We start from the raw sequence: 25,017 nt of genomic DNA on the forward strand, positions 1-25,017 counted from the left end.
TCCTCCATCTATGGATAAATCCCCTGCACGAATACAGAGGATCTACCTTTTTAATTAATATTTGACAATATACGCTCAGCGCCTAATTTTAAAATTTTAATAAAGATATAATTTACAATCGTAAACATTACAAATAAAACGATAAACATAATCCAAAGTCCTACTTGAAGGAAGAAGTATAATACACTTACACCCGCTACAATAACTAAAGCTATTAAAATATTAGCTAAAAAATTCCACAAAGTTGTATATCGACTTTTAAATAATTTCTGTTCTGTATCCCAATGAATATCTGCAGTTTGTGCATCCCAGCGTGTACCGATTAAATTAATTAACAATAAACCGTTCGCACTTAGTAAGAACCAAAGTATCATGAAGACTGGCGAAATACCTGCTACAAATGCCATTGTAATACCGAATACTCCTAAAATGACTACATTAATTAACCAGGCCGTTATCGCTTTCGCAAAAAAGATATCCGAAGCCTTTACTGGTAAGTAGCGATTCACAAACCAAGAGCTTCCATCTCGTGAGAATGACGTTGTTGCAATAACGTTACTCCCCATTAAAAATAAGGATGCACAAAGGCCAACACCAATTGCGAAACCTGCTGATTCTGGATTATCAATATACCCTGTAATCCATTTTAAATTTCCATCTTGTACAAACAAAACAAAGAACAGCATAATTGGCATAACGAAAGTTTGCACAATACAATTTAAGAAAAATTGTGGCGTGCGGAATAACGTTTTAAATTCTTTTTTCACATATGCTTTTAAATGAGAACTTTGTACTGTGGATTTCTGTAAACCTTCTGCTGAAATTACCTCTTTCTTTGCTGTACTCGTTGAAAGTCCAATAACCCCTTTTAAATATGTACGCTCTGCAATGTAATAAAACAAACCGAAAAATGCGATAGAAATAAGAATATATATTAGTACGTATAATATTCCCTTCCACGATGCATTTTCTACTAATCCCATTGCACCAAAATATGTAGTCGGAAAATAATTTGTCATTTGTATGAAAAGGGAGGATTGATTATTTGTAAGATAATTCGCAACTGAATCTCCAGCTCCAGATACTGCACTTTTATTTCTCCATTGCATAAATACATTGATTCCGACGATAAATAGTATACTTACGATTCCAATAAATATACTTCCTCGATCTTTATTTTTCGCTATATTCGTATACCTCATAATAATTGTCATAATTAACGAAGCTAAAACTAGCGGAATGATCGGGAAGAATAAGTAAATGACAATCATATAAATGTAATATGTAATGAAAGCACCACTCTTTAAACCGTAAGTAATAAAGATAGGCAATAAAATAAACGAGCTCATTACGTATTGTGTAATTAACACTGTAAAGAACTTTGCCGAAATAATTTGCGCTGGTTTTAACGGTAACGGTAGCAACATTTCAACATCATTACTATAGTAAAACACTGTTAAAATGTTCATAATACTCATCAAAAATACCCATATACTAGCAACTGCTAATCCCATCGCAATAACAATTCCTGGATCCTGTCCGAGGTGTATCATTCCTTCATATATTCCATGGGTCATCGAACCGAATATTAAAAAACCTACAAATAAAATGGCTGCAAATGAAAATAAATACGCCCATCTTTTCTTTTTATCTGTTATGAAATCTGCATAATTTAATTTCAATAATACTTTCGTTAACGTCCAAATTTTACTCATTGCCCGTCATCTCCAAGAACATTTTTTCAAGTGATTCATTGGATTCAAAATGATCTCTCATTTCATTTAAATTCCCTTTAAACTGAAGATTTCCCTTATTAATAATCGCGACGCGGTCACATATTTTTTCAGCTACTTCTAATACGTGTGTCGAGAAAAATACAATCTTCCCTTTATCAGCATGTTCTCTCATCATTTCTTTTAAAATATATGCAGATTTCGGGTCAAGACCTGTTAACGGTTCATCTAAAATCCACACATCTGGTTCATGTACGAGCACACCGATAATAACAATCTTTTGTCTCATACCGTGTGAATAACTTTGAATTTGATCAGATAAAGCATTGTACAGATCAAACTTCTTCGCTAATGACTCTATTCGTTCTTGTCTTACTTCCTTCGGTACTTCATACATATCAGCCATAAAGTTTAAATATTCAATCCCTTTTAATCGTAAAAACATATCCGGGCTATCTGGAACATAGCCAAATGTTTTCTTCGCTTCCATCGGATTTTTCATAATATCTTTACCGTTGATTGTAATGGTTCCTTTGTCCACCCCATGAATACCAGTAATCATCTTAATTGTCGTTGATTTACCCGCACCATTCGGTCCTAAAAACCCAAAGATTTCTCCGCTCGGTACAGATAAACTTAAATCTTTTACTGCATAGGTAGATCCATTATAACTTTTTGACACATTCAAAATTTCGATCATTACATCCAATCCTTTCCTTAATTACCAATTAACTATATTAACATTATAGCATACTTATATTTATATATTTTTACATTTTTCAGTTTTTTTAACCTTTAAAATAAATATAAACCCCTAATCCAACAATTAAAACAACAGCTAGTATTATATAAATCATCGTAAGTCGTTTAATATTTCCTTTTGTCGCTTTACTATAATTCGCATCACCATTTCGCCCAATTAACACCGTTCCAATTACAGTAATAACTACAAGTAATATAACGATCATTATCCCAGTTAACATTTCGTCCTCCCCCTCCTTACATCCATTTTACGATATTTCCCTTTTTATTTTACAGAATATTTAACCTTTTTTACTATTATTATGAAATAAATCGCAAAACTATTATTACTATGAATTTCCATATGTGATATATTTATAACATATAGTGATTTATCCCGCATTAGCTGGCAGTAAGACTCCCACCTCAAAATTCGGCTGGAGCAAAGAAGTTAGGTGGGAGCCCTGCTGCCCGTAAACGCCCGATTGGTGAAGGCTAATAATCAGTGGGGGATGAACACCCCCCACTGATTAAAGTTTCACTTTATTTCTAACATCGAAAGGAGAATCTATCATGAAAACGACTTGGATAAAATATTTAGGATTTCTCGGTTTCTTTGGGTTTCTCGGATTTTTTTATGAAAAAGGATTGTTTACTATGTTTTGTTTCTTCTCCTTTTTCACGACGTATAGAAAAGTTCAACACGATGAACTATTTGAACAAATCGTCAATAAATCTTGCCGCAACGCCTTTATCGTTACGTTATTAACTACCGCTATCATTATCTTTATTGAAATGTTATTTCCGAATCCTACACTACAAGAGATTGATATTGCTCTTATTTTCAGCACACTCATTCTTACATTCGGATTCTCTACCTTCTTTTACGATAAACCAGTTGATGAAATGGAAGATGCACCATGGCGTTCGTAACGAAGATAAAAGAATACCGTGCCAAAGTACATATGACGCAGGAAGATTTAGCGAAAAAGGTTGGTGTACGTCGTGAAACGATTAGCCATCTTGAAAAAGGAAAGTATAACCCTTCCTTACAGCTTGCTCACGATATAGCGAGGGCACTACATAGTACGATTGATGAGGTTTTTATTTTTGAGGATTAATAAAGGGCACCAAGTTTAATATATAATACTGAATCGTGAGCGGAAAACATATCAACAAAACCACAGCCTAGATGCATAGTGCTCTCCTTTCAAATTTGATAGGTTCTTCTCTTATCTAGTTTACTTTTTACACATTAAAAAAGAGCGAATCTACATTCGCTCTTTTCCACATATTTATGGCGTAAAGCTTATCATCCAACCTAGCATAAATCCAAATACAGCAAACAGTATCATAAAAACAAATAAACTACATGCCCACAATGCATATTTTCGACTTTTGCTTTTTGTGAGCATGCCTACGACTGAACACATCAATCCAGCTCCAACTATTTCTCGAAAACCTTCGCCTATAAATGTTTCTTGAATAAGCAATGTAATGTTCAAATACAATAACGCTAGAAAGGCAATAATTAATGAAATAATACCCATCCACGTTTCCTGTTTATAAATATGACTCTTTCTTTTTTTTAAGAATGCCAATTCCATAATCTCGCTTCACCTACTTTCAAGTTTCTAACTTTTTCATGGCTCATCAATTTTTCAACTTCTCCTTTAGGTCCAGTTACAACTGCCCCGTATGTTTTTATCCCATTTTTTTCAAGGAAAGAAATACGCTGTGACAACTCTAATACTTTCGCTCTAGATAGCTTCACTGCTAAATTTTCATGCTTCTGTAATGACTTTAAAACATCAATAAATTGTTCCTCATGAGGTGAGTCACTTAAAAAAGGACCACTTGGACTTGAAATCATATCTGCTGGAAAACCGATTGGGGCAACATACTGACCCTCATCATTCTTTTGCGTCTCCTCTAATCCTGTATTCACGGCATACCAAACAATATCAATAGTAGGAAACGTATCCGTTACCTCTTGTACACTTAATAATTCTCTAAAAGATACATATGCTTCTACAACAGATTCTTGTGGAAGACCTTTTAATACCTGAGCTTCCTCGCTACTATTATAAGACACATTATAATTATTAGGATGAGATAATACCTCGTTATCTATATATGGGACTTCCGGAATTTTTTCATCTGTTGTATATTCACGGCTTACTTTCGTTGCTCTACTTAATAAATAATCTGTTTTCTCTTCTCCTATTCGAATATCTTTCTTTCCTACCCTTTTATACAAATCAAAATGCAATTGTAAACTAAGCGGTAACACTGTTTGCTCCATGTCCCTTTCTTTCATAAATACATTAGGTTCTGTTACACTTAATGTTTGATTTACTACATTCCGTATCTCCATCGCGTTTGTAGGTGCCAATGTATAATATAAAAGTGTAGATATATATAAAATAGGTTGAATAAGTAATAAAAAAGTAAATACAATCAACACATTCGTAATTCGAGCTCTTTTTTTACCTATTTTCAACACTTGCTGCTGTTTTCCATCAGGAAGTGAATCTGGTCTTTGATGAAGAGCTTCTTGTAACAATTCTTTATAATCATCTTGTTCAGAATGAGGTTTATCATTTGTCATTTTGACTCTTTTCCTCCTTTAACAATTCTTTTAATCTCTTTCTCCCACGAAATATGTGACTTTTATAAGTATTTACCTTTAAATCTAATACAGTAGCACCCTCTTCGTACGTTAATTGATGTACGTCACATAATAAAATAGCTTGCGCCTCTACCACTGGTAAAGTATGAATAATCTGAATTAATTTTTCATAACTATTTTTTGCGACTACATACTCTTCTGTAGATTCCCCTGCTTGTATTGTCTCTAATTCCTCCGTTCCTACAAAAGATACTTTTTTCTCTTTCCTTACAAAATCAATAAACGTATGATATGCCACTTTAAAAAGCCATGATTTTACCTTTTGGTTTTCATAGTCTTCTAGATAAAGATACGCCCGATAAAAAGTCTCCTGCATCAAGTCCTCCGCTACGTGATGGCTACGAGAAAGGGAAAATAAATACCGGTACACATCGTTTATATAAACCTTATATATTTCTTCAATTTCCATCCCCCTCCTCCTTTCATATATAACACGAATAAGCGTGTTAAAAAGTTGCATTATTTTTTCCTTTTTATATTTTTTATTTATAAAAAAAGAAATAACATTTATACATTTCAATAACTATTTACAATTATAAACAAAATATGAGATGTTATAACTGTAAATTCCCAAAAAAAGAAAAGTGACAAAATGCAATCTTCACACCAGGACCACATAAAAAATACCGGTATCCTTCCCATGAAGAATACCAGTACTTTTCATTTATCACCCATACAAAACAGCATGAAATACACCTAACAGTAAGTATTGATCCTCTATATAATCCTCATCATATACATCCATCTCGATATAATACATATCTTCCTCAAGACGAATATTCCAATCTGCGATTACATAGCCGTTTCGTAATAATTTTCCAAGCCCAATTGAAGTTTTGTGAACAACATATTCTTCTGTCTTATATGTAAAAGTAAATAAGAAATTTGCATCTAATAACTTTCCGTCACATACAAGTATTTCATTCTCTGCATCATTATTATCGATGTACGTTACTAAAATCCTTCTTTGACGCTGCCTACTTACATCCTTTGCAATGACGCGAATATTGTTCTTACTATCCTTTATTTCATAAATGATATTACTACCGACTTTCGGAATGAAGTCTAGCACTTTCATCAACGTATTTTTATAATAGCCCCTTACTGCGCCTACTCCTTCGCTTCCATTGTAAACCTCTATTGAAGTCGTATCCGCTTTACTATCACACAGTCGTTTATAAGAAAGCTGCATCATTCGCTCTCCTCTTAAGTACTGATCAAACGTCACAGGATATCCTATCGCGCGCAGTTCCTTATTTAGCTCATATAAATAGCGTTGAACGCTCTTTACTAATGTTGTAGTTGATATACGCTCTTGAAGTTCAAATTGCTGCCAACTGGAAAAAACTCTCCACTGATCTTCCTCTTCATATACGAATCCGAGAATTACTTCCTCACGGTCACTCGTTTCATAATTCAATTGTTCTTTCTGCCCATGTTGCACTTGTTCCATCCACTGTCCTAAATAAATGCCAAGCTCTGCAACCTTCATGCATGACTTCTGAAAAAATACGCTGTCACTCACGCGAATCGTTAAATCCCCTTCAATAAAGCCATTTGCATAAGCAGCATACCGTGGCTCATCCTTCTGCGGGATAGCCTTGTCTAACTCAAATAAAAACGTTAACATCCTTCACTCACCTCTAGTTGTTACACAGCTCATACATGACATCGCATCACTCTGAGAAACTATGTATATATAAATATTTAATTATCGCATTATAAAACGTGAATGACCTTAGTATAGTAGCGCTATTTTTGCTTCACGAACTCCCTCATAATAGAATAACTATCCTTTTATTATTTTTTTCTTGACTTAGAGTTCACTCTAATTATTATAATCAACTCATAGTTCATTCACAATAAAATCAATTGGATAAAATTCAGGAGGGATCGGAAAAGCTAAAATCAAAAGTGGCTGATATTAACGCAGACCTGAATGTTGTCATTCGAACCTTTGATTTATCTGTTAATACAATTGTACATTAAGGTACTAATTAAATAAAAACCTACGATTTCCTGTACGTTAAGAAGTCAGTGACTCTTGCCTTATTTTACTTTCTCTTAATAGTCGTAAAGCTTCTATAATTTATTTAGTACATATAAAAAAGACGGAATCATAAAATCAGCAAATTAGAAAATAAAACAGGATGGGAGTCAGCTATTATGGAGCAATCAAATAAAGCGTTTAGCCAGGCATTAGTAAAATCGTTAAGAGGGGAACGAGGACATCTTCCCATCAAGAATGCTTTGTCGGATATAGACGTGGCGCTTGCGGGAAAACGCAGAGAGGAACTGCCTTATTCTATTTATCAATTAGTGAAACACATGACCTATTGGCAAGATTTTCTCTTATTATCCGCTCAGGGGAAGAAGCCTGCATTGCCTGCCCATGTAAAAGAGAGCTGGCCTGAAGAAGAATGCCCTGGCAGTGAGGAAGAGTGGCAACAGATTATTCAGTATTTTCTTCAAGGGATTGAACAGGCATGCACGATCGCCCAAACTGTTCAATTGGACAAAACATTGGAGGAATGGCCTGGTGAAACCCCTGGCGGTGTTCTACGGAATATTGCATCTCATAACTCCTACCATTTAGGAGAAATTGTGCTGATTCGCAGATTATTTAGTGCTTGGCCACCGCCAACAGGCGGATATCCGGTCTAAACAAGGAAAGGGTTCCACCCCATGCCCATTAACTTAAGATTTTAAATTACACCCAAAACGAAATTTTTACCACTTTACAGTTATTTATGAGAATTAAATTCATTTTTTTCATTACTGGGGAACAAACATTTTTTAAACTTGATGGAGATAGGGTATAAAAATACAAATTTCATCTCCGAAAAAAATAAAAAACGATTGCTTGGATCCTAAGAGGCAATCGTTTTTTTAGCTGTTTGTAATGACCAATTACAAACAGCTAAATATATTATTTAGTGTTATTTCTGTTTTCTTTCAGTAAAATTATTTTGACTTGGTACCATCTTTTTTTGTTCCACATCATAGTATATGAACTTATATGAACGATTTTTCAAATATATCTACCGTAACTTAATATATATCAACTAATCGAAAAATCTTAACTCTATTAAAATGAAGCTACCTTTTCTTCCGCCACTTCCGCAATTTCTAAAATTTGTAGCAGGTTCTCCACTTCATAGGTCGGCTTAACACTTGTCTTGTTTTCTTTCAGACTCGGATTATACCAACACGTATCAATACCGTAATCTTCTCCACCTTTCATATCAGAAGTTAGCGAGTCTCCAACCATTAGTACACTTGATTTATCAGTAATCCCAAGCTTTTCAAACGCATAATCAAAAATCTCACGCGCTGGTTTTTGATGGCCGACTTCTTCAGAAATAATAATATGATCAAAGAAGTTACATAAAGGGGAATTTCCAATTCTAGATTGTTGCACTTTTGTATATCCATTCGTAATGATACCTAACTTGCAATCTTGAAGGTTCTCACATAATTGCACTGCACCATCTATAAGATGTACTTCTTTTCCTAAGTTTTCAAGGTATACGTCACTAAAATGCTGCGCGTCTACTTCTAGAGTATGAAGAGCAAATAATTGTCTAAATCGATCTACCGCTAATTCACTTAGCGTAATCATTTTATTCTCTAAATCTCTCCATAATCCATTACTAATCTCTTTATAACTTGCAAGATAATCATTATACCCTGTAGGCATGCCAAATTGTACAAACGCGTTATGTAATGCGTTTCTTTCTGTTTCAGGGAAATCTAATAATGTATCGTCTACGTCGAATAGTATTACTTTGTATTTCATGATGTTCGCCTCAATTCCTATTTTCTCATAGCTTAATTATAGCAACAATAATAAAAGGAGGCTAATCCAATCAGCCTCCCTTCTTCTTATTTATCTTCTAGCAATAATTCCTTCATTTCCTCTAACGATTCTTTCGTAAAGCCAAGAGCTTTTTCAGCGTATGCTTCCACTGATCCGTATTGCTTTTTAACTTCATCAATCGCAGCTTGTAAATATTCAGCACGAGCTTCAAACATCGCACCTAATATTGCTCTACTTTCGTCGTTCTGTAATTTCGCACCTAAAAAGGCCATCATTTTTTCATTTAACTTTTCACGGAAACCGTTACTTAGTAAGTAGTCTTCCATTACTGTTTTTTCCGGTACACCTAGTAAAAGTAATAATAATGCTGAGCCAAATCCTGTACGGTCTTTTCCAGCTGTACAGTGGTTTACTAACGGTAAGTTTTCCGGGTTTTGCGCCAGTTTTAAGAAGCTCACGAATGCTTCATTACCACTTACGAAATCTTGATTCATTTTCACAAGATACTCGCCTGGTTTCCCTAACATAGAAAGGTCACCAACTTGGAAAAATTCATTTATATTCAAGTCTTTCGCCAAGTCTTGCATAACTGGTAAGCACACTTGACGAGCACCTGTAACACTTGGGTTCGGCTTATGCTTCACTTCAAAATCTGTACGGTAATCACAAATTAACTTTAAACCCGACTTCTGTAAATACTCGATATCCCATTCTGTTAATCCTGCTAATTCTTCAGAACGATACAATTTACCCCATTTTACTTTACGGCCTTCAGTCGTTTCATATCCTCCCATATCACGGAAGTTAAACGCACCTTGTAATGGTAATCTACGCTCAGCTACTGTGACTGCTTGTCCATTACTTCCTACTAACCTAAAATATAGACGCTCATTTTCACTCGGGTTTTCAATTGTACATGCATCCCCACTTACTGTTACAAGTAATTCTCCATTTTCTTCAATATGATCTGGTGAAGTACTCCAATAAATACGAACTTCTTCTATATTATTTTCCCACTTTATATGTAACGTATTATCTTCATTTCGTTCTACAGTTGCTTGTAGCCAATTTCTTTGCTGCTTCATACTTTCACCAACGCTTTCTTCGTATAGTCTAATCCTTCTCTATTGTATTATAGGAAAGCTTACTTTGTCGTTTCGATTTTTCTTTTTATCTTACAAACATGCAAAAAGTTCTTTTACTTGTTCAAAATTTGTACATGGATTCCCGCTAAATGAGTTCGAGAGAGTAAGCCATCCATCCTTCTAAAACCTTCTCACATATCGCTCAGTAGAGCTCAGCTGCTGACATCCGTTCTTTTCAAAGACATCCTTCATCCACTCGTTTTGTACATTTGTCTCGCCAATATAATAAGATGCGCCTATTTCTTTTAATACAAACATTGCCCCTGTAAAGAATGCTGCTTCATACCCTTTATTTCGCATATTTGGAGCGACTGCGAAATACATAAGTTTTCCTTCTTCTAACGTACCTCTTTCAATATGCGGGATTACAATTCCTATTGGCTCTTCATCGATACTTGCTGTTAAACAATGTTCTTTCCATTGCCCACCTATTTCTTGTAGCATCGTATTTACAAATTGATCATAATCGATTTGTTCTCCCGTCACTTCATTCCACAGTGAATAAAAAGCGGCTTCGCCTATCTCTTCAATAAGCTTAAAATCAATTTCACTTTCTATATCTTCTACTTCATATATATCCTTAAATACAATCATGTTTTCAGTAATATATTCAAATGAATACGTTTCGAAACATTTCTTATACACATCATAATTTGGGCTTTTTGAAGAAATCTCAAATTGCAATTCTTCTATTCCATCTTTTTCAGCTTCAGCAACGCAATATTGCATTATCTCTTCTAATTGCTCTTCTGTAAAAACCTCTGCATCATTTTCTTTTATTATTATAGAAGAAGCATTTTTTCTTATTTTAAAATGTTTTTCTAACTGTTCTATAGTCATCATATACTTCCCTCATCTATGTCATACTCGAATTTCTACTTGTTCTCCTTGCATGAGCAGGATTGTCCTTGAATATATAGAATACTAGAAAACATCGCATCTTTAAAGTGCGGAGGAGGTTCTCCATTGGATATTACAGCGCTGCAACAACAGTTAGAGCTTATACAACAAAATGACTATACGCAACTGCAACATATAGATATTAATGAGTTAACGCTCAATATGCTTCAATATATCGGAACAACTGATAGTTACGTTCGTTACCAACTTATATATAAATGTTTTGCACATTTCATTCATCATGAATTCCTTATGGACGATCAACTGAAATTACTTCTACAAACTTGTTTAAGTGATGAGTATTTATATTGTGACATTTACTCCCCACTTACAGATGGGGTTTTCACACGTTCTTACACTGTTTCGTTAATTGCATTAATACTCCAATTCGCTAACTCGCACTACTTTTTTACAGAGGAGGATATCGAAGAAATAAAAAACAAACTCATTACATACACAAACTTAGAAATGGATTTTCGAGGCTATATTGAAAATAAAGGATGGGCTCATTGTCTTGCCCACGTATCTGATGCCTTTTCTGAAATTGTTCACAATTCCTATACGACCTTTGAATGGTACGAGGAATTAATTCATTGTTTATTAAATAAAATTTTCATCCCATCGGATCTTTTTCATAATAATGAAGATGAACGAATTGTTACACCGTTACTATCTATGCTATATCATGACTTCCCGCAAGATGAGTTAATTTCAATTATTTATAAAAAAATAAAAAGGCTTCCTCAAATTAGAAAACGCCTTTCCCTTAATGAGTATTGTATTTTATGCGCAAACATTAAAATCTTTTTACGCACATTATTTTTTAGAACAAAAGATGATCATAACTTAGCATTTACAGCACGTAAAACAGAAAAAATGTTAAAAGAACTGCCTAATTATTATTAAATATAAGGAGAAGAATTATGGGCTATATTGAAGACATGAGAAATCTAGTAGGAAATCATCCACTCATTTTAATCGGATCACACGCCATTATATTAAATGAGAAAAATGAAATATTACTGCAGCTCCGGACAGATTTTAACCGCTGGGGTATTATTGGTGGCGCTTTAGAATATAACGAAACGTTAGAAGACGCTTTAAATCGAGAAGTATATGAAGAAACCGGACTTATCATTAAAAATCCAGAACTTTTCCGTACATACTCAGGATCTGATTTCTTTCAAATCTATCCAAACGGTGATCAAGTACATGGTGTACTCGTTGTTTATATTTGCCGAGAATTCCACGGTGAGCTTGTATGCGATCAAACGGAATCGAAAGAACTGCGCTTCTTTTCACTTGATGAATTACCTAGTAATCTCCCTCCTGTTATTGATAGGATTATTACAGATTACCAGCAAAAACAAGGGAACGCTTAACGTCCCCTCTCAAATCCAATCCGTTTTTTAATTTCCGCTAAATTTACCTTTGCGATAGCTCGTGCCTGCTCAGCACCTCTCTCTAACGCTTCGTATAATAAATTTGGCTCATTCATATACATCTCATATTTCTCACGAGGTCCGGCTAATTCACGATCTACAACGCGAAACAACTCTTTTTTCACATCGCCCCATCCAATGCCGGTCTCATACTTTTCACGCATCGACTGCATTTCATCTTCTGTCGCAAATTCTTTATAAATTGTAAATAACGTTTCTAGCTCTTTCGGTTCATTTGGAAGTGAAGAATCGGTTTTGATTTTAAATATTAACTTTCGTAGCTTTTCTTGCTCTGTAAATAACGGGATAACATTCCCATAACTTTTACTCATCTTTCTTCCATCAAGACCAGGTAAAATCGCTCCTTCTTCTTGTATCACATACTCAGGAAGTGTAAATGTCATGCCAAATGTATGATTAAAGTACGTCGCAATATCACGCGCAATTTCAATATGCTGAATTTGATCTTTTCCGACAGGTACATGAGTAGCTTGAAATAATAATATATCAGCCGCCATTAAAATCGGATACGTATATAATCCCATATTAACTCCATCATCTATCTCTAATCCCGCTTCTTTATTTTGCTCTACCTTCGCTTTGTACGCATGAGCGCGGTTCATAAGACCTTTCGGAGTTAGACAAGCTAATATCCAAGCTAATTCTAGAATTTCCGGCACTTCCGTTTGTCGGTAAAAAACAACATCTTCTCCAAGCCCAAGTGATAACCAAGTAGCTGCTACCTCTTTCGTATAACTACTGAACTTTGCTGGATCATGCACAGCATTTAACGCATGATAGTCTGCTATGAAATATAATGCTTTTCCTTCTTTGTTTTTTAACATTTGCAATGCAGGTTTAATTGCACCAATATAATTTCCTAAATGCGGATAACCTGTCGGCTTAATTCCTGTTAACATAATTTTCTCGCTCATCCTAACTCCTCCTTTCTCAAAATAAAAAGAGCCTCTCATCCTTAAAAAAGGACGAGAGACTCCCGCGGTACCACCTTAATTAGCTATATTATAGCTCACTTCAAGCTTCTATAACGTGAAGTAACCGTCTTCGCCTACTCATTTCAGCTAGAAGCTCCAGAGCCCATTCCATATTCATCACTTACTGATTCCCACCAAATATCAGCTCTCTGAAAAGTTTTGAATATGTACTCTTCTCTTTCATTGCTTTTTAGTTATTTTTTACAGTTTATCACATTCCCTTTCCAATTAAACCCTAATTTTCTTTTTTATATAGCAGGAATTTCCACCTTAATTGTCTAATAATATATAGGTTTGCAGAAATACTCGAAACAACTTTGGAGGTTTTTTCATGGTAAAATATATATCCATTTTAGGTTCAACAGGATCCATTGGTACATCTGCATTAGATGTCGTTTCCGCTCATCCTGAACATTTTAAAATCGTCGGTTTAACCGCAAATTATAATATCGATCTTCTCGAAAAACAAATCGAATCGTTTCAGCCTCGTATTGTAAGCGTAGCGACAAAAGAATTAGCGGACACATTACGTTCTCGTATTTCAACAAATACAAAAATTACATATGGAACTGATGGTTTAATTGAAGTATCTACCCATCCTGATACAAATCTTGTATTAAGTTCAGTTGTCGGTGTTTCAGGTTTACTCCCAACAATTGAAGCATTAAAGGCGAAGAAAGATATCGCTATCGCTAACAAAGAAACTTTAGTTGCAGCTGGACATATCGTCACCGAACTAGCGAAACAAAACGGATGCCGCCTAATTCCAGTTGATAGTGAACATTCAGCCATTTTCCAATGTTTAAATGGGGAAAATAATAAGGAAATCGAAAAATTAATTGTTACAGCTTCTGGCGGCGCTTTTCGTGATAAAACACGTGAAGAAATGAAAATATTAAAAGCGAAGGATGCTTTAAAACACCCAAACTGGTTAATGGGTGCAAAACTAACGATAGATTCTGCCACGTTAATGAATAAAGGGTTTGAAGTGATGGAAGCTAAGTGGCTATTCGATATTCCTTATGAAAAAATTGATGTTATGATTCATAAAGAAAGTATCATTCACTCTTTAGTGGAATTTATTGATGGATCAGTCATGGCACAGCTCGGTGCTCCTGATATGAGAATGCCGATTCAATATGCATTTCACTACCCTACTCGACTACCTTCATCCTATGAAAAATTAAATTTATTAGAAATTGGTAGTTTGCATTTTGAAAAACCAAATTTAGAGAAGTTCCCCTGTCTACAATATACATTTGAATGTGGAAAAATTGGCGGTACAACTCCAGCCGTATTAAATGCAGCGAACGAAATTGCAAATGCACTATTTCTTAAAAATGAAATTGCATTTTTCGATATAGAAAAAACAATTTACAATACAGTTGAAGCTCATCATAACGTAAAAGATCCTTCACTCGATGCTATATTAGAAGCTGATCAATGGGCACGCCAATACGCAAATCAATTGTTAATGAAAAAGAGCTAAAACAGATTTCTCTGTTTTAGCTCTTTTTTTACGTATTCAACTTAACAAATCTATAACTATGCGTAACTAACACTTTTAATATCGCATATCCTGGAATTGCTAAAATAATCCCCATAATTCCAAATAAATTTCCAGCAGTTAAAATAATAAAAATGATAGTAATTGGATGAATGTCTAACTTTTTGCCCATTACTTGTGGTGAAATAAATTTCCCCTCTGCTAATTGTACAACCATCATGACAATAATTACTTTTAAAATCATTGCTGGCGAGTCAATAAAAGCGATAATTAACGCTGGCGTTATAGCGATAATTGGCCCTACATACGGAACAATGTTTACAATCATCGCCAAAATAGCAAGTAATACAGCGTATTTAATGCCGATTATTAGATAACCAATGAATAGCATAATACCGATAAATAAACTAACAATAATTTGTCCTCTAATATACGAACTAATCGCATAATGCATATCATCTAGTATTCTCTTCGCAGCTGGCTGTCTTTGCTCAGATATAAACTTTAAAAAATGATTCGGTAATTGCTCACCATCTTTTAAAAGATAGAACAAAATAAATGGAACCATTACAAATGTTAAAACAACTTCAGTAATTGTACTTAAAAATCCAGTTACATTTCCTGTTACTGATGATAATGATTTTGTAAAGTTCATTGTAGAATCTTTTACGATATTAGCAAAATCAATATTTAAACTTTCCTGCATTCTACCAATTACATTACTTTCTCCAAATTTACGTGCTGCTCTTTCGATTTCATGCCCGAAATATGGCAAGTTATCTATTAAAGCATTTACTTGATCTTTAATAATTGGAATAACCGTGACCGCAAGAAAAACAAATAATCCAAGAACAATTATATATATCGAGGCAATTGACACAATTCTCGACACACCTTTTCTTTCTAAAAGAGAAACGAATGGATGCAATATATAAAATAGTACTCCCGCTAATAATACTGGGAAAAAGATTGTTTTTAAAAATACGACGAACGGTGTAAAAACGAATGATATTTTTGTAAGTAATAATATATTTACAAACAGCAACGCGAATCCAAGTAGTACAGCTAAATAATTTTGTTCTTTAAAAAACTTTTTCAACTTATCTCTTTTTCTTATATTTACTTTCTCCAAGTGTACCACCTCTCTAATTAGGAAAAGCCCTAAAAGGGCTTTATAAAACAATCAGTAATAGCCTTTATTTTCTTGCAGCTTTTACTACAAATGATACAATAAGAATTAACACAATTGCACCTAATAATGCTGGTACGACATGAATCCCACCAAACGATGGCCCAAAAGATCCAAATAATCTACTACCTAACCAAGCTCCTAGTAAACCAGCAATTATATTTCCAAACATACCAGCTGGAAAATTTTTACCCGTTATAGAACTAGCAATTATACCTATAATAGCACCAACTATTAATGTAATAATCCATCCCATTTTTAGTCCCTCATTTCTATTATAGTTTGTATTATCAAATACAAGAGTAGCTAAACTCTTATATAAGATTACGTATTTATCTACGCTAACCATATCCTACTATAGAAATATACCTACGAACATTTTATGTATGGAGATACATATATTATATGCAAAAAAGAAAAAAATTGTCAAACTTACCCACAAATCAATTATATTAATATATCATATTTAAAGGAGGCGTTATTATCTATGATTCATAAATTACTTCCCACTTCTTATGAAGTAGCAACATCCATTTTAAATGTTCAAATTCCAGCTTATAAAATTGAAGCAGACTTTTTAAACAGTACTGCAATACCTCGTTTATATGATACTGTAAACGATATTCAAAATTGTGATGAAACATTCTATGGATATTTCTCTGAAAATAAACTCGTCGGCTTTATTTCTTTTATACAAGAAGAAGAACTAATCGATATCCACAGATTAGTTGTATCGCCCGATTTTTTTCAAAAAGGAATCGCAACGAAACTGCTACTTTATATATTTAACATGTTCTCGTCTTCAATGACATACATTGTACAAACAGGTAAAGCCAATACTCCAGCTCTCGCATTATATAAAAAACACAGCTTCATTGAAGTAACAGATACAACACTACCTGATGGCATGATTCTTACGCAACTCAAAAGACAGAAAACACAAAATAGTTTGACTTAATTATTTATTTATGTTATTTTTTACTTTATACAACCTTTTGCTGAGTCCAAATTTTGGAGCGGGGGAACCATTTTTGTAGCTATGCTACTTGGGGCGAATCTTTTTCAAGTAGGGAAACTCTCACTTCCCGAGTCCGACAGCTAACCTCGTAAGCGTAATGGGAGAGGAAGGTGCTTTTTGCCTATGTTACACACTTTGCCTCCTTAGTTATAAATATGGAATCGATATCAATCAGAAAACTATATTTATAGAAAAGGAGACTGGTACAATGTTACGTTTATCAGATCACGCAATAAAAATGATGGAGCAAAGACTTCGACTCGAACAACACCGCACATATCAAGCAAATAAAGTTGTAGATAACTTACATCACAAATACTTCTTTCAGCATATTTTTCAACCAAAAAGATAAAGAAAATGTTTATTTAATATTAAAAAACACAAGGAATGTCTATAAAGACATTCCTTGTGTTTTTTATATTCCCTATACTTTTTATAATATCCTCACTACATTTAAACTTGCTGTAATCGTGCCTGCAATAGTGGTCACATGCCCAACACCTAATGGACCATTTTGTAATATTAACGTTGAATTTGCACTCGCTACATTCACAAGAAGTGTATTTGAAATAGCTGGTTCGATTACTACAGTTGATGTCGTTACGTTTTGTATAAAACTCCCTGTTATTTGTGTTCCATTTAATAGTAACCTAACAGATACAGTCTCATTCCCACCATTCGCGTCCCCTTGGAAATAGTAGCTTACTAAATATATTCCTGGTGTGGATACCGTGACAGTTGTAGCACTAGTTAAAGATACACCAGTTCCATATACAGTGGATCCTGAATTAATTGGAATGTTGGCATTTGCTGCAATTGTACTTGTTGAGGTAGAAAAGAAATAGCCGCCACCTGTTGATATTGCAGACGATCCAGTTGGACCGGTTGATCCAGTTGAACCTGTAGCACCAGTTGGACCCGTTACTCCGGTTGAACCGGTTGCACCGGTTACTCCTCTTATTCCTTGTATCCCTGTCGGTCCAGTCGCACCTGTTGAGCCAGTCGATCCAGTTGCTCCAGTCGATCCGGTCACTCCTTGTGGACCTTGCACTCCTTGAATTCCTTGAGAACCTGTTACTCCAGTTGCCCCGGTTGCTCCCGCCTGCCCCGTGGCACCTTGTGGACCTTGCACTCCTTGAATTCCTTGAGAACCTGTTACTCCAGTTGCCCCGGTTGCTCCCGCCTGCCCCGTTGTCCCTTGTGGACCTTGGATTCCTTGTGGACCTTGTGGACCCGTTACTCCCGTTGGTCCGGTCACTCCTGTTGGACCGGTTGAACCGGTTGATCCGGTTATTCCTTGTATTCCTTGAGGTCCAGTTGGGCCTGTTGGACCAATCGGACCTTGCATTCCTTGTAGACCTTGAATGCCCTGTGGACCGGTTGGACCCTGAATTCCTTGTATTCCCTGAATTCCTTGCGGGCCTGTTGCACCCGTTGGACCAGTTGGACCCTCTGGACCTTGCACTCCTTGTATTCCAGTCGCACCGGTTGGACCTATATCTCCTTGTGGACCTTGTATTCCTTGAATTCCTTGAGGACCAGTTGGACCTGTTATACCACTCCTTGCACTCCTTGAGGACCAGTTGGACCAATCTGACCTTGCATTCCTTGTAGACCCTGTAAACCTGTTGGACCGGTTGCTCCCATTACTCCTTGCTCACCTTGTATTCCTTGTATTCCTTGCGGGCCTGTTGGACCAATTGGACCTTGTGCCCCTTGCACTCCTTGTGGACCAGCCTGGCCTGTTGCTCCTATCGGTCCTTGTACTCCTTGTAAACCCTGTAATCCAGTTGGACCGGTTACTCCCATTACTCCTTGCGGACCTTGAATGCCTTGGTCACCCGTTGGACCAGTTGCCCCCATTGGTCCCTGTACTCCTTGCAAACCTGTTAAACCAGTTACTCCGGTTGGGCCAATCACTCCTTGTACGCCTTGGATTCCAGTCGTCCCAGTTGCTCCTGTCATTCCGGTTGCCCCAGTTGCTCCCGTCGGACCAGTTGGACCTCCTGGAGATCCTGCTGGACCAGTTGGGCCGGTTGGGCCTCCTGGCGGACCGGTTGGACCAGTTGCAGATCCAGTTGGGCCGATTCCCCCAGTTGAGCCTGTTGAGCCTGTTGGACCTGGATCCCCTTGCAAGCCCGTTACTCCTGTTGGGCCTATTACACCTTGCACTCCTTGTATCCCCTGAGAACCTGTTGGACCAGTTAGACCCATCTCACCTTGTGGCCCTTGTAAACCTTGAACGCCAGTTGCTCCTGTTGATCCCATTGGCCCTTGTTCCCCTTGAATTCCTTGAGAGCCTGTTGGACCCGTTGGACCAATCGGACCCTGAATGCCTTGTATACCTGTTACACCTTGTAAACCACTACTCCCTAAATCCCCTTGCATACCTTGTATACCAGTATTTCCTGTTGGACCAGTCGGACCTAATTCGCCTTGCACTCCTTGTATACCTTGTATTCCTGTTGGACCCGCCTGCCCAATTTCACCTTGCATACCTTGAATGCCTTGTATTCCTGTTAGACCTGTTTCTCCCATTGGACCAGGTATTCCTTGGATTCCTTGAATTCCGGTTGGACCGGCTGGCCCCCTTTCTCCTTGTATTCCTTGAACACCTTGTATTCCCTGTGGACCTTGTTCCCCCATCAGTCCTTGACTCCCTTGAGAACCTCGTGGCCCAGTTAAACCTGTTGGGCCTATTGGACCGATTTCTCCCTGCACCCCTTGCACTCCTTGAATTCCTTGAATTCCGGCCGGACCGGTTGGACCAATTGGCCCTTGTACCCCTTGTATTCCTTGCGGTCCAGTCGGTCCACCTAAAGGACCAGTCGGACCGGTTGGTCCAGTTGGCCCCGTAATACCTGACGGCGGAAAAGGAATAGGTGCTTGAAACTTACTACACTTATCTTGATGTTTCACAAGCATCTCCTCCCGTTTATAACGCATCAAACTATTTTTAATATATTTAAACTAGCTGTTATCACACCAGATAATGTTGTTACATGACCAACACCTAATGGACCATTTTGTAATGACAAAGTGGAATTTGGAGAAATAACTTCAATTATCATCGTATTCGAAATCGCTGGTTCTAATAAAAAAGTACCTCCTGTAACATAAAGAATAAAACTCCCTGCGACTTGCGTTCCATTTAAAGTAAGCCTCACGGAAATCGTTTCATTCCCCCCATTTGGATCACCTTGAAAATAATAGCTGACTAAATATATTCCCGGCGTACTTAACGTTACAGTTGTTGCATTTGTTAAACTTACACCAGAACCAAAAATTGTAGATCCAGAATTGATTGGTATTAGCGTATTCGCTGCAATTGCAGTCGTTGCAGTAGAAAAGAAATAACCGCCCCCGCTAGGTAAACCAGTCGCCCCAGTCGCTCCTACTATTCCTAGAAACCCTATAGGCCCACTCCCCCCAGTTACTCCTATAGGTCCCACCGCTCCAATTGGTCCTTGACTACCTTGTGCTCCAACTGACCCTATGCTACCACTAACCCCTGTCATTCCACTTACACCAGTTGGACCTTGTATACCTTGTATACCCTGGATTCCTTGTATTCCAGTTATCCCTGGTGTCCCTGTTTCCCCTGTCATTCCCGTAATTCCTTGTATCCCCATAATTCCTTGAACACCTTGCAACCCTTGCGCTCCAGCTACTCCTGTTACTCCCGCCTGGCCTGTTTCTCCAGTTACACCCGTAATCCCAACATTTCCTTGTGGTCCTTCGGGTCCCTGAATACCTTGCATGCCTTGTATTCCTTGCGGGCCTGCTATGCCGTCTTCCCCCACATTCCCTTGTGGACCTCTAATTCCTTGCGCTCCTGTTGGACCTGTTATTCCTTGGATTCCTTGAACACCTTGAGTACCTTGTGGACCGATTGGGCCTGATATCCCTTGTATTCCTTGAGGTCCTTGCAAACCAATCGCTCCTGTTGGACCTGTTATTCCTTGAACTCCTTGCATACCTTGAGCACCTTGTGGACCAGTCAATCCATTTTCCCCTTGTATTCCTTGAGGTCCTTGTATCCCTTGAACGCCAGCTGCTCCTGTTTCCCCTCGTATTCCTTGTAGACCTTGTATACCTTGTGCTCCAGCTGCTCCTGTTTCTCCTCGTATTCCTTGTGAACCTTGTACTCCAGCTGCTCCTGTTGTACCAGTGGAACCAGTTATGCCTTGTAATCCTTGCATACCTTGTGCTCCTGTTGTACCAGTTACTCCTTGTATACCTTGCATTCCTTTAGGACCTTCTGCACCAGTTGGACCGATTTCTCCCTGCGGACCTTGTATACCTATGGGACCTTCTACACCGGTTGCTCCTGTTATTCCTTGGTTACCTTGTGGACCTTGTGCACCTTGTACTCCAACTGCTCCAACTACACCTTGGGAACCTCGAGGACCTATTACACCTTGAGGACCACTCGGACCAGTTATCCCTTGTATTCCTTGTATACCTATTGCACCAGTCACACCTGTTACACCTTGTGCACCAGTTTCCCCCGCTGGACCTGTTGGTCCACCAGGTGGACCGGGTGGACCGGATGGACCAGGCACTCCACTAGATGGACCAATTGGACCAGTAGTGCCCATCGGACCACCCGGTGGTCCTTCTAGGCCTTGTGTACCAATACTCCCTGTTGCTCCTGTTATCCCTCGTACTCCTTTTACCCCTTGAAAACCTATTGATCCGCCTATTCCTTGTATTCCTTGAGAACCTTGTGGACCTTGTGGGCCTATCACACCTGTTATCCCCTTTATTCCACTTATGCCTTGTGCTCCTTGTATTCCAGTAGAACCAATTGGACCAATGACACCTTGAGGACCTGTTACACCTGATATCCCAGTCCCCCCCATTTCTCCTTGTATTCCTTGTGCGCCAGTTTGTCCTTGCTCTCCTATCTCTCCTTGTATTCCTTGGGGACCTTGTAGCCCTTGACTACCAGTAGGTCCTGTAATCCCTTGTATACCTTCTAGTCCTTGTAATCCAATATCACCAACTGGACCTTGCTCTCCAATTAATCCTTGAGGACCTTGCAAACCAACTGGACCTGTTACACCTTGCTCTCCAGTATCACCAACGGCACCTTGTATTCCTTGAGCTCCTGTTGTCCCTCGCGGACCTTGGATTCCTTGAATACCTTGAGGACCTTGTGGACCAGTTGCGCCTCTAGGTCCAGTGATTCCCGGAGGCCCGACCGGACCTTCATGCCCTCCAGTTGGACCTGTTGGACCACTGTTACCAGTACGGCCAGTTGCTCCTTCAAGCGGAAGAGGCAGTGCCACTCCAAATTTTTTGCACTTTCTATGATGACGCACAACAATCCCCCTTCCCCAAAATAATTACACTTTTTATATGAAATGCATTTTCATATGAAAAGTACATCTTTGACCTCATTTTTTAAAAAATAAAGAAGCCTATCATTTCATTTATTTGAAATGATAGGCTTCTTTTTATAAAGCACTTTACTTTCTCACCTTAATAATAAAAGTCGTTGGCACCATTCTAGCTTTATATAAAGAATAATATTTCGTAGACGGCTCAGCTAGTTCTTCATCAAATGAGCTAGATGGTTCAGGCTCTTCTATTTTCTCAATTGTAAATCCCACTCTATTTAACTCATTTATGTATGTACTTATTTTTCTCTTATATAATGTCGCTTGTACATTTTCTCCTTTAAATGTTTCAAACGTAATAGGAGTTTCCTCATGATAAGAAGACTTTAAAGCAATTTCTTCTGTACCATACTGTAAATTCGAATATACTGGGTGCTCCCAGCTAAAAATAAAACTTCCTCCTGGCTTTACATATGAATAAATCAGTTCCAACGTTTTTCCTAAATCTGAAGTCCATCCTAATGCATAGATGGAATATACAATATCAAAATACCCTTTCGGAATATCTCCTTCTTCTTCCATTGCTCCACATATTCATTTTGTTCAAACATTTCAATTGCCTTCTCGTTAATGTTCAAGTAACTACCTCCGAAGTGAATGAATTCATCTATTCCCTATCATTATTTTAATATACCAAAATTGTAATTTCCATAATAATAAGTTCGCTTCGTATTAAGTTCTTTCTCCTGTCTACATTTCATCATTACGAATTGGATATCCAATTCGTAATGATTTTATCAACACCGCTTTGTAAAGAAAATAAATACCTACTGTAAAATACTGATTCTCAACAATAAGTAAACTTTTCAACCTCCCTTAAATTGGATATATAACCTATTTTAATTTATATATTATGGTACAATAAAAAAAGTGCTAGCTAAACATTTACGTTCCACACTAGCAGTCTAGCAATACCAAAATCAAAAATCACTTGAAATTGGGGGATGTTATGAAAAAGAAATTAATTGTTCTTCTATTCATCGGAATCATTTTATCCGGATGTTCAACTATAGTAGAAAATTCTTTAGAAACCGGAAGCGGCAGTATTGAATTATTAACACCAACGATTACAACAAAAGATAATGAATTAGAAATTAAGACTGAAGGTATTGATGAAAATAAAGTAACTTTTATTTATGTTGCCAATAAAAAAGTATTGGAACAAAAAATAAATAATGGTGAATCCTACAAACTTAACATTAAAGATATCGAGCACGCTCATAGGACAGACTACAAGCCAAAAGTTCAACTTTTGCAAACGAAAGATGATAACGAAGATGGAGACATGGCAACCTTTAAACAAGTTAGATATACAGTTAAAAAAAAGTAGTTTTATAGTTATTTCATTTAAATATAACAACCGAAAATATACTTTTAACAGAGGGTAAATATAAGAGGTGCTAATATGAAAAGACGATGGATTTTTTGGTGGATTGGTAACATATTTTGGATTACCATTTTTGGGATATTGGCAGCTATCATTTGGCTAAGAGAGGTTGATGGTGCTGGTGTTACTCAAACACCAGAGCTTAAATTAGTGGCATTCATCGTTTTATTAATTGCATTTATATTACCACTAATTATTCAAGTTGTATGGTTAATTGTTAATCTGAGAAAAAGCAGAAAAAAATAACGCAAAAAAAGAGAGGAATCTTTTTCAATATAGATTCCTCTCTTTCTTCTATGGGGATTATGCCGTGCTTTTAAAGCTGCACTACTCCCTTTTCTTTACAATGCATGTTCATCTTTCTTCTTCTTCAACAATGCTCTCTTTTTCATCGCCTTCGTTAAATATCCACCTTTAAACGAACGGATTTCATAAGAAGACATAAACGCTTTCGGTGCAATTTCATTAATAATTTCTAACAGTTCTTTTTCTCTAGAACGCTTTGCAACGATATCTAAGCGATAACGTATAGAATTTATTCCTTCACCTTCAAATACTGTAACGCCAAATCCAAAATGGCGTAATTCATTTACTAATTCATTACAACGGTCTAGTAAACTAACTTGATACGTAATATATCCAATTGCTAATTTATTTTCTATATAACCGCCTAATAATAGTCCCGCACTAAAGCCGATGACATAGGCAACAATGTTCATCCAATTTGATAAATCTTGAAACACAATACCTAAACTGACAATATAAATTGCTCCTTCTAACAATCCTACACCTGCAGCGGATCTTGTTTGATTCTTTACAAGCAAAATCGTACGGATTGTTAAAGTTGGAACGTAAATAATTTGAAGCACAAAAATAAGTAAAGCTTGTAACATTGGTATCCACCTCTTTCGCAAATTCTTTTGTCATGATAACATACATAAGCTTTAGAAATCGATGGGTTTTTTAATTTTTTTTAATTTTTTTTCATACTATTGAAATGCCCAAAAAATAAGCGTATTATGTTTGGCATAAATTCGATAAGT

The 25,017-nt window shown here is 36.8% G+C and carries 25 protein-coding genes, 2 pseudogenes, 1 riboswitch and 1 other annotated feature; of the genes and pseudogenes, 10 read left to right on the forward strand and 17 right to left on the reverse strand.

The window, feature by feature from the left end; genetic code table 11:
- Positions 1-50 precede the first annotated feature (50 nt).
- The 3 genes from MR066_RS03980 to MR066_RS03990 all read right to left on the reverse strand — a co-directional run bounded on the left by MR066_RS03980 (position 51) and on the right by MR066_RS03990 (position 2,716).
- A complete protein-coding gene (locus MR066_RS03980) occupies positions 51-1,715 on the reverse strand; it encodes a putative ABC transporter permease subunit (protein WP_002167957.1) in 1,665 nt (554 codons plus the stop codon).
- Positions 1,708-2,433 (reverse strand): ABC transporter ATP-binding protein, encoded by a 726-nt coding sequence (locus tag MR066_RS03985; protein ID WP_002033261.1) that lies wholly within the window; start codon positions 2,431-2,433, stop codon positions 1,708-1,710. Before MR066_RS03985 ends, MR066_RS03980 begins: the two co-directional genes overlap by 8 nt.
- A gap of 88 nt (positions 2,434-2,521) precedes the next feature.
- Positions 2,522-2,716: a hypothetical protein gene (locus MR066_RS03990; RefSeq protein ID WP_002142517.1), complete on the reverse strand. Its 195-nt coding sequence runs from the start codon at positions 2,714-2,716 to the stop codon at positions 2,522-2,524.
- 331 nt (positions 2,717-3,047) lie between these two features.
- Between MR066_RS03990 and MR066_RS03995 the strand changes: the two genes are divergently transcribed.
- Positions 3,048-3,407 carry a DUF3796 domain-containing protein gene (locus tag MR066_RS03995; RefSeq protein WP_002033294.1) on the forward strand — a complete coding sequence of 120 codons (360 nt, stop codon included), beginning with the start codon at positions 3,048-3,050 and terminating at the stop codon, positions 3,405-3,407.
- The gene (locus MR066_RS04000) at positions 3,395-3,595 is read left to right on the forward strand and encodes a helix-turn-helix transcriptional regulator (RefSeq protein WP_002084410.1); all 201 of its coding nucleotides are present in this window, start codon (positions 3,395-3,397) and stop codon (positions 3,593-3,595) included. The genes MR066_RS03995 and MR066_RS04000 overlap by 13 nt, the downstream gene beginning before the upstream one ends.
- A 174-nt stretch (positions 3,596-3,769) precedes the next feature.
- On the opposite strand, the gene MR066_RS04005 is transcribed toward MR066_RS04000, so the two are convergent.
- The 4 genes from MR066_RS04005 to MR066_RS04020 form a co-directional block, all read right to left on the reverse strand.
- Positions 3,770-4,081, reverse strand: coding sequence for a hypothetical protein (locus MR066_RS04005; RefSeq protein ID WP_002165372.1), 312 nt, complete (start codon positions 4,079-4,081; stop codon positions 3,770-3,772).
- Positions 4,063-5,085 (reverse strand): anti-sigma factor, encoded by a 1,023-nt coding sequence (locus MR066_RS04010; RefSeq protein ID WP_242246051.1) that lies wholly within the window; start codon positions 5,083-5,085, stop codon positions 4,063-4,065. Before MR066_RS04010 ends, MR066_RS04005 begins: the two co-directional genes overlap by 19 nt.
- A complete protein-coding gene (locus tag MR066_RS04015) occupies positions 5,075-5,575 on the reverse strand; it encodes a sigma-70 family RNA polymerase sigma factor (protein ID WP_002013989.1) in 501 nt (166 codons plus the stop codon). Before MR066_RS04015 ends, MR066_RS04010 begins: the two co-directional genes overlap by 11 nt.
- Positions 5,576-5,833: 258 nt before the next feature.
- The gene (locus MR066_RS04020; RefSeq protein WP_242246052.1) at positions 5,834-6,796 is read right to left on the reverse strand and encodes a tubby C-terminal domain-like protein; all 963 of its coding nucleotides are present in this window, start codon (positions 6,794-6,796) and stop codon (positions 5,834-5,836) included.
- Between the two features lie 536 nt (positions 6,797-7,332).
- On the opposite strand from MR066_RS04020, the gene MR066_RS04025 reads away from it, so the two are divergent.
- Positions 7,333-7,830, forward strand: coding sequence for a DinB family protein (locus tag MR066_RS04025; RefSeq protein ID WP_002013992.1), 498 nt, complete (start codon positions 7,333-7,335; stop codon positions 7,828-7,830).
- Between the two features lie 424 nt (positions 7,831-8,254).
- Here the strand turns inward: MR066_RS04025 and MR066_RS04030 are convergent, their stop codons facing one another.
- The 3 genes from MR066_RS04030 to MR066_RS04040 form a co-directional block, all read right to left on the reverse strand.
- Positions 8,255-8,965: a YjjG family noncanonical pyrimidine nucleotidase gene (locus MR066_RS04030; RefSeq protein ID WP_201031452.1), complete on the reverse strand. Its 711-nt coding sequence runs from the start codon at positions 8,963-8,965 to the stop codon at positions 8,255-8,257.
- A gap of 86 nt (positions 8,966-9,051) precedes the next feature.
- On the reverse strand, positions 9,052-10,071 hold the full coding sequence (locus MR066_RS04035; protein ID WP_242246053.1) for a tyrosine-protein phosphatase: 1,020 nt from the start codon (positions 10,069-10,071) through the stop codon (positions 9,052-9,054).
- A 180-nt stretch (positions 10,072-10,251) separates the two neighbouring features.
- Positions 10,252-10,974, reverse strand: coding sequence for a GNAT family N-acetyltransferase (locus MR066_RS04040; RefSeq protein WP_002084403.1), 723 nt, complete (start codon positions 10,972-10,974; stop codon positions 10,252-10,254).
- 123 nt (positions 10,975-11,097) lie between these two features.
- Here MR066_RS04040 and MR066_RS04045 point away from each other — a divergent pair, with 123 nt between their 5' ends.
- Both MR066_RS04045 and MR066_RS04050 read left to right on the forward strand, forming a co-directional pair.
- Positions 11,098-11,937 (forward strand): DUF2785 domain-containing protein, encoded by an 840-nt coding sequence (locus tag MR066_RS04045; RefSeq protein ID WP_098765405.1) that lies wholly within the window; start codon positions 11,098-11,100, stop codon positions 11,935-11,937.
- 17 nt (positions 11,938-11,954) lie between these two features.
- A complete protein-coding gene (locus MR066_RS04050) occupies positions 11,955-12,413 on the forward strand; it encodes an NUDIX hydrolase (RefSeq protein ID WP_242246054.1) in 459 nt (152 codons plus the stop codon).
- On the opposite strand, the gene MR066_RS04055 is transcribed toward MR066_RS04050, so the two are convergent.
- Positions 12,410-13,408, reverse strand: a complete 999-nt coding sequence (locus MR066_RS04055) for a tryptophan--tRNA ligase (protein ID WP_242246055.1) — start codon at positions 13,406-13,408, stop codon at positions 12,410-12,412. The two genes, MR066_RS04050 and MR066_RS04055, sit on opposite strands and share 4 nt — an antisense overlap.
- Positions 13,409-13,452: 44 nt before the next feature.
- Positions 13,453-13,661 (reverse strand) — a binding site (T-box leader).
- Between the two features lie 138 nt (positions 13,662-13,799).
- Here MR066_RS04055 and MR066_RS04060 point away from each other — a divergent pair.
- The gene (locus MR066_RS04060; protein WP_242246056.1) at positions 13,800-14,957 is read left to right on the forward strand and encodes a 1-deoxy-D-xylulose-5-phosphate reductoisomerase; all 1,158 of its coding nucleotides are present in this window, start codon (positions 13,800-13,802) and stop codon (positions 14,955-14,957) included.
- A gap of 28 nt (positions 14,958-14,985) precedes the next feature.
- Here MR066_RS04060 and MR066_RS04065 read toward each other — a convergent pair whose 3' ends face one another.
- Both MR066_RS04065 and MR066_RS04070 read right to left on the reverse strand, forming a co-directional pair.
- Complete coding sequence (locus tag MR066_RS04065; protein WP_201065059.1) at positions 14,986-16,107, reverse strand: AI-2E family transporter; 1,122 nt, start codon at positions 16,105-16,107, stop codon at positions 14,986-14,988.
- Positions 16,108-16,171: 64 nt separating this feature from the next.
- On the reverse strand, positions 16,172-16,420 hold the full coding sequence (locus tag MR066_RS04070; RefSeq protein WP_002033357.1) for a GlsB/YeaQ/YmgE family stress response membrane protein: 249 nt from the start codon (positions 16,418-16,420) through the stop codon (positions 16,172-16,174).
- A 231-nt stretch (positions 16,421-16,651) separates the two neighbouring features.
- On the opposite strand from MR066_RS04070, the gene MR066_RS04075 reads away from it, so the two are divergent.
- Positions 16,652-17,122: a GNAT family N-acetyltransferase gene (locus MR066_RS04075; RefSeq protein WP_016096671.1), complete on the forward strand. Its 471-nt coding sequence runs from the start codon at positions 16,652-16,654 to the stop codon at positions 17,120-17,122.
- A 28-nt stretch (positions 17,123-17,150) separates the two neighbouring features.
- A riboswitch (cyclic di-AMP (ydaO/yuaA leader) is annotated at positions 17,151-17,293 on the forward strand.
- A 97-nt stretch (positions 17,294-17,390) separates the two neighbouring features.
- Positions 17,391-17,534, forward strand: a complete 144-nt coding sequence (locus MR066_RS04080; protein WP_000945246.1) for a hypothetical protein — start codon at positions 17,391-17,393, stop codon at positions 17,532-17,534.
- Between the two features lie 81 nt (positions 17,535-17,615).
- On the opposite strand, the pseudogene MR066_RS04085 reads toward MR066_RS04080, so the two are convergent.
- The 3 genes and pseudogenes from MR066_RS04085 to MR066_RS04095 form a co-directional block, all read right to left on the reverse strand.
- Positions 17,616-20,107: pseudogene (locus MR066_RS04085) on the reverse strand (BC_3345 family exosporium-associated protein).
- Positions 20,108-20,127: 20 nt separating this feature from the next.
- A complete protein-coding gene (locus MR066_RS04090) occupies positions 20,128-22,509 on the reverse strand; it encodes a collagen-like protein (RefSeq protein WP_242246057.1) in 2,382 nt (793 codons plus the stop codon).
- Positions 22,510-22,656: 147 nt separating this feature from the next.
- Positions 22,657-23,121: pseudogene (locus MR066_RS04095) on the reverse strand (methyltransferase domain-containing protein); the annotation flags it as partial.
- Positions 23,122-23,536: 415 nt separating this feature from the next.
- Between MR066_RS04095 and MR066_RS04100 the strand changes: the two are divergent.
- Positions 23,537-23,917: a hypothetical protein gene (locus MR066_RS04100; protein ID WP_061689134.1), complete on the forward strand. Its 381-nt coding sequence runs from the start codon at positions 23,537-23,539 to the stop codon at positions 23,915-23,917.
- 75 nt (positions 23,918-23,992) lie between these two features.
- Positions 23,993-24,220 carry a DUF3923 family protein gene (locus MR066_RS04105; RefSeq protein ID WP_061689133.1) on the forward strand — a complete coding sequence of 76 codons (228 nt, stop codon included), beginning with the start codon at positions 23,993-23,995 and terminating at the stop codon, positions 24,218-24,220.
- A gap of 95 nt (positions 24,221-24,315) precedes the next feature.
- Here the strand turns inward: MR066_RS04105 and MR066_RS04110 are convergent, their stop codons facing one another.
- The gene (locus tag MR066_RS04110; protein WP_002033341.1) at positions 24,316-24,867 is read right to left on the reverse strand and encodes a DUF2179 domain-containing protein; all 552 of its coding nucleotides are present in this window, start codon (positions 24,865-24,867) and stop codon (positions 24,316-24,318) included.
- Positions 24,868-25,017: the final 150 nt, after the last annotated feature.

Source organism: Bacillus cereus group sp. BfR-BA-01523 (assembly GCF_022662615.1).
In the GTDB taxonomy this organism is placed as follows: Bacteria; Bacillota; Bacilli; order Bacillales; family Bacillaceae_G; genus Bacillus_A; species Bacillus_A mycoides.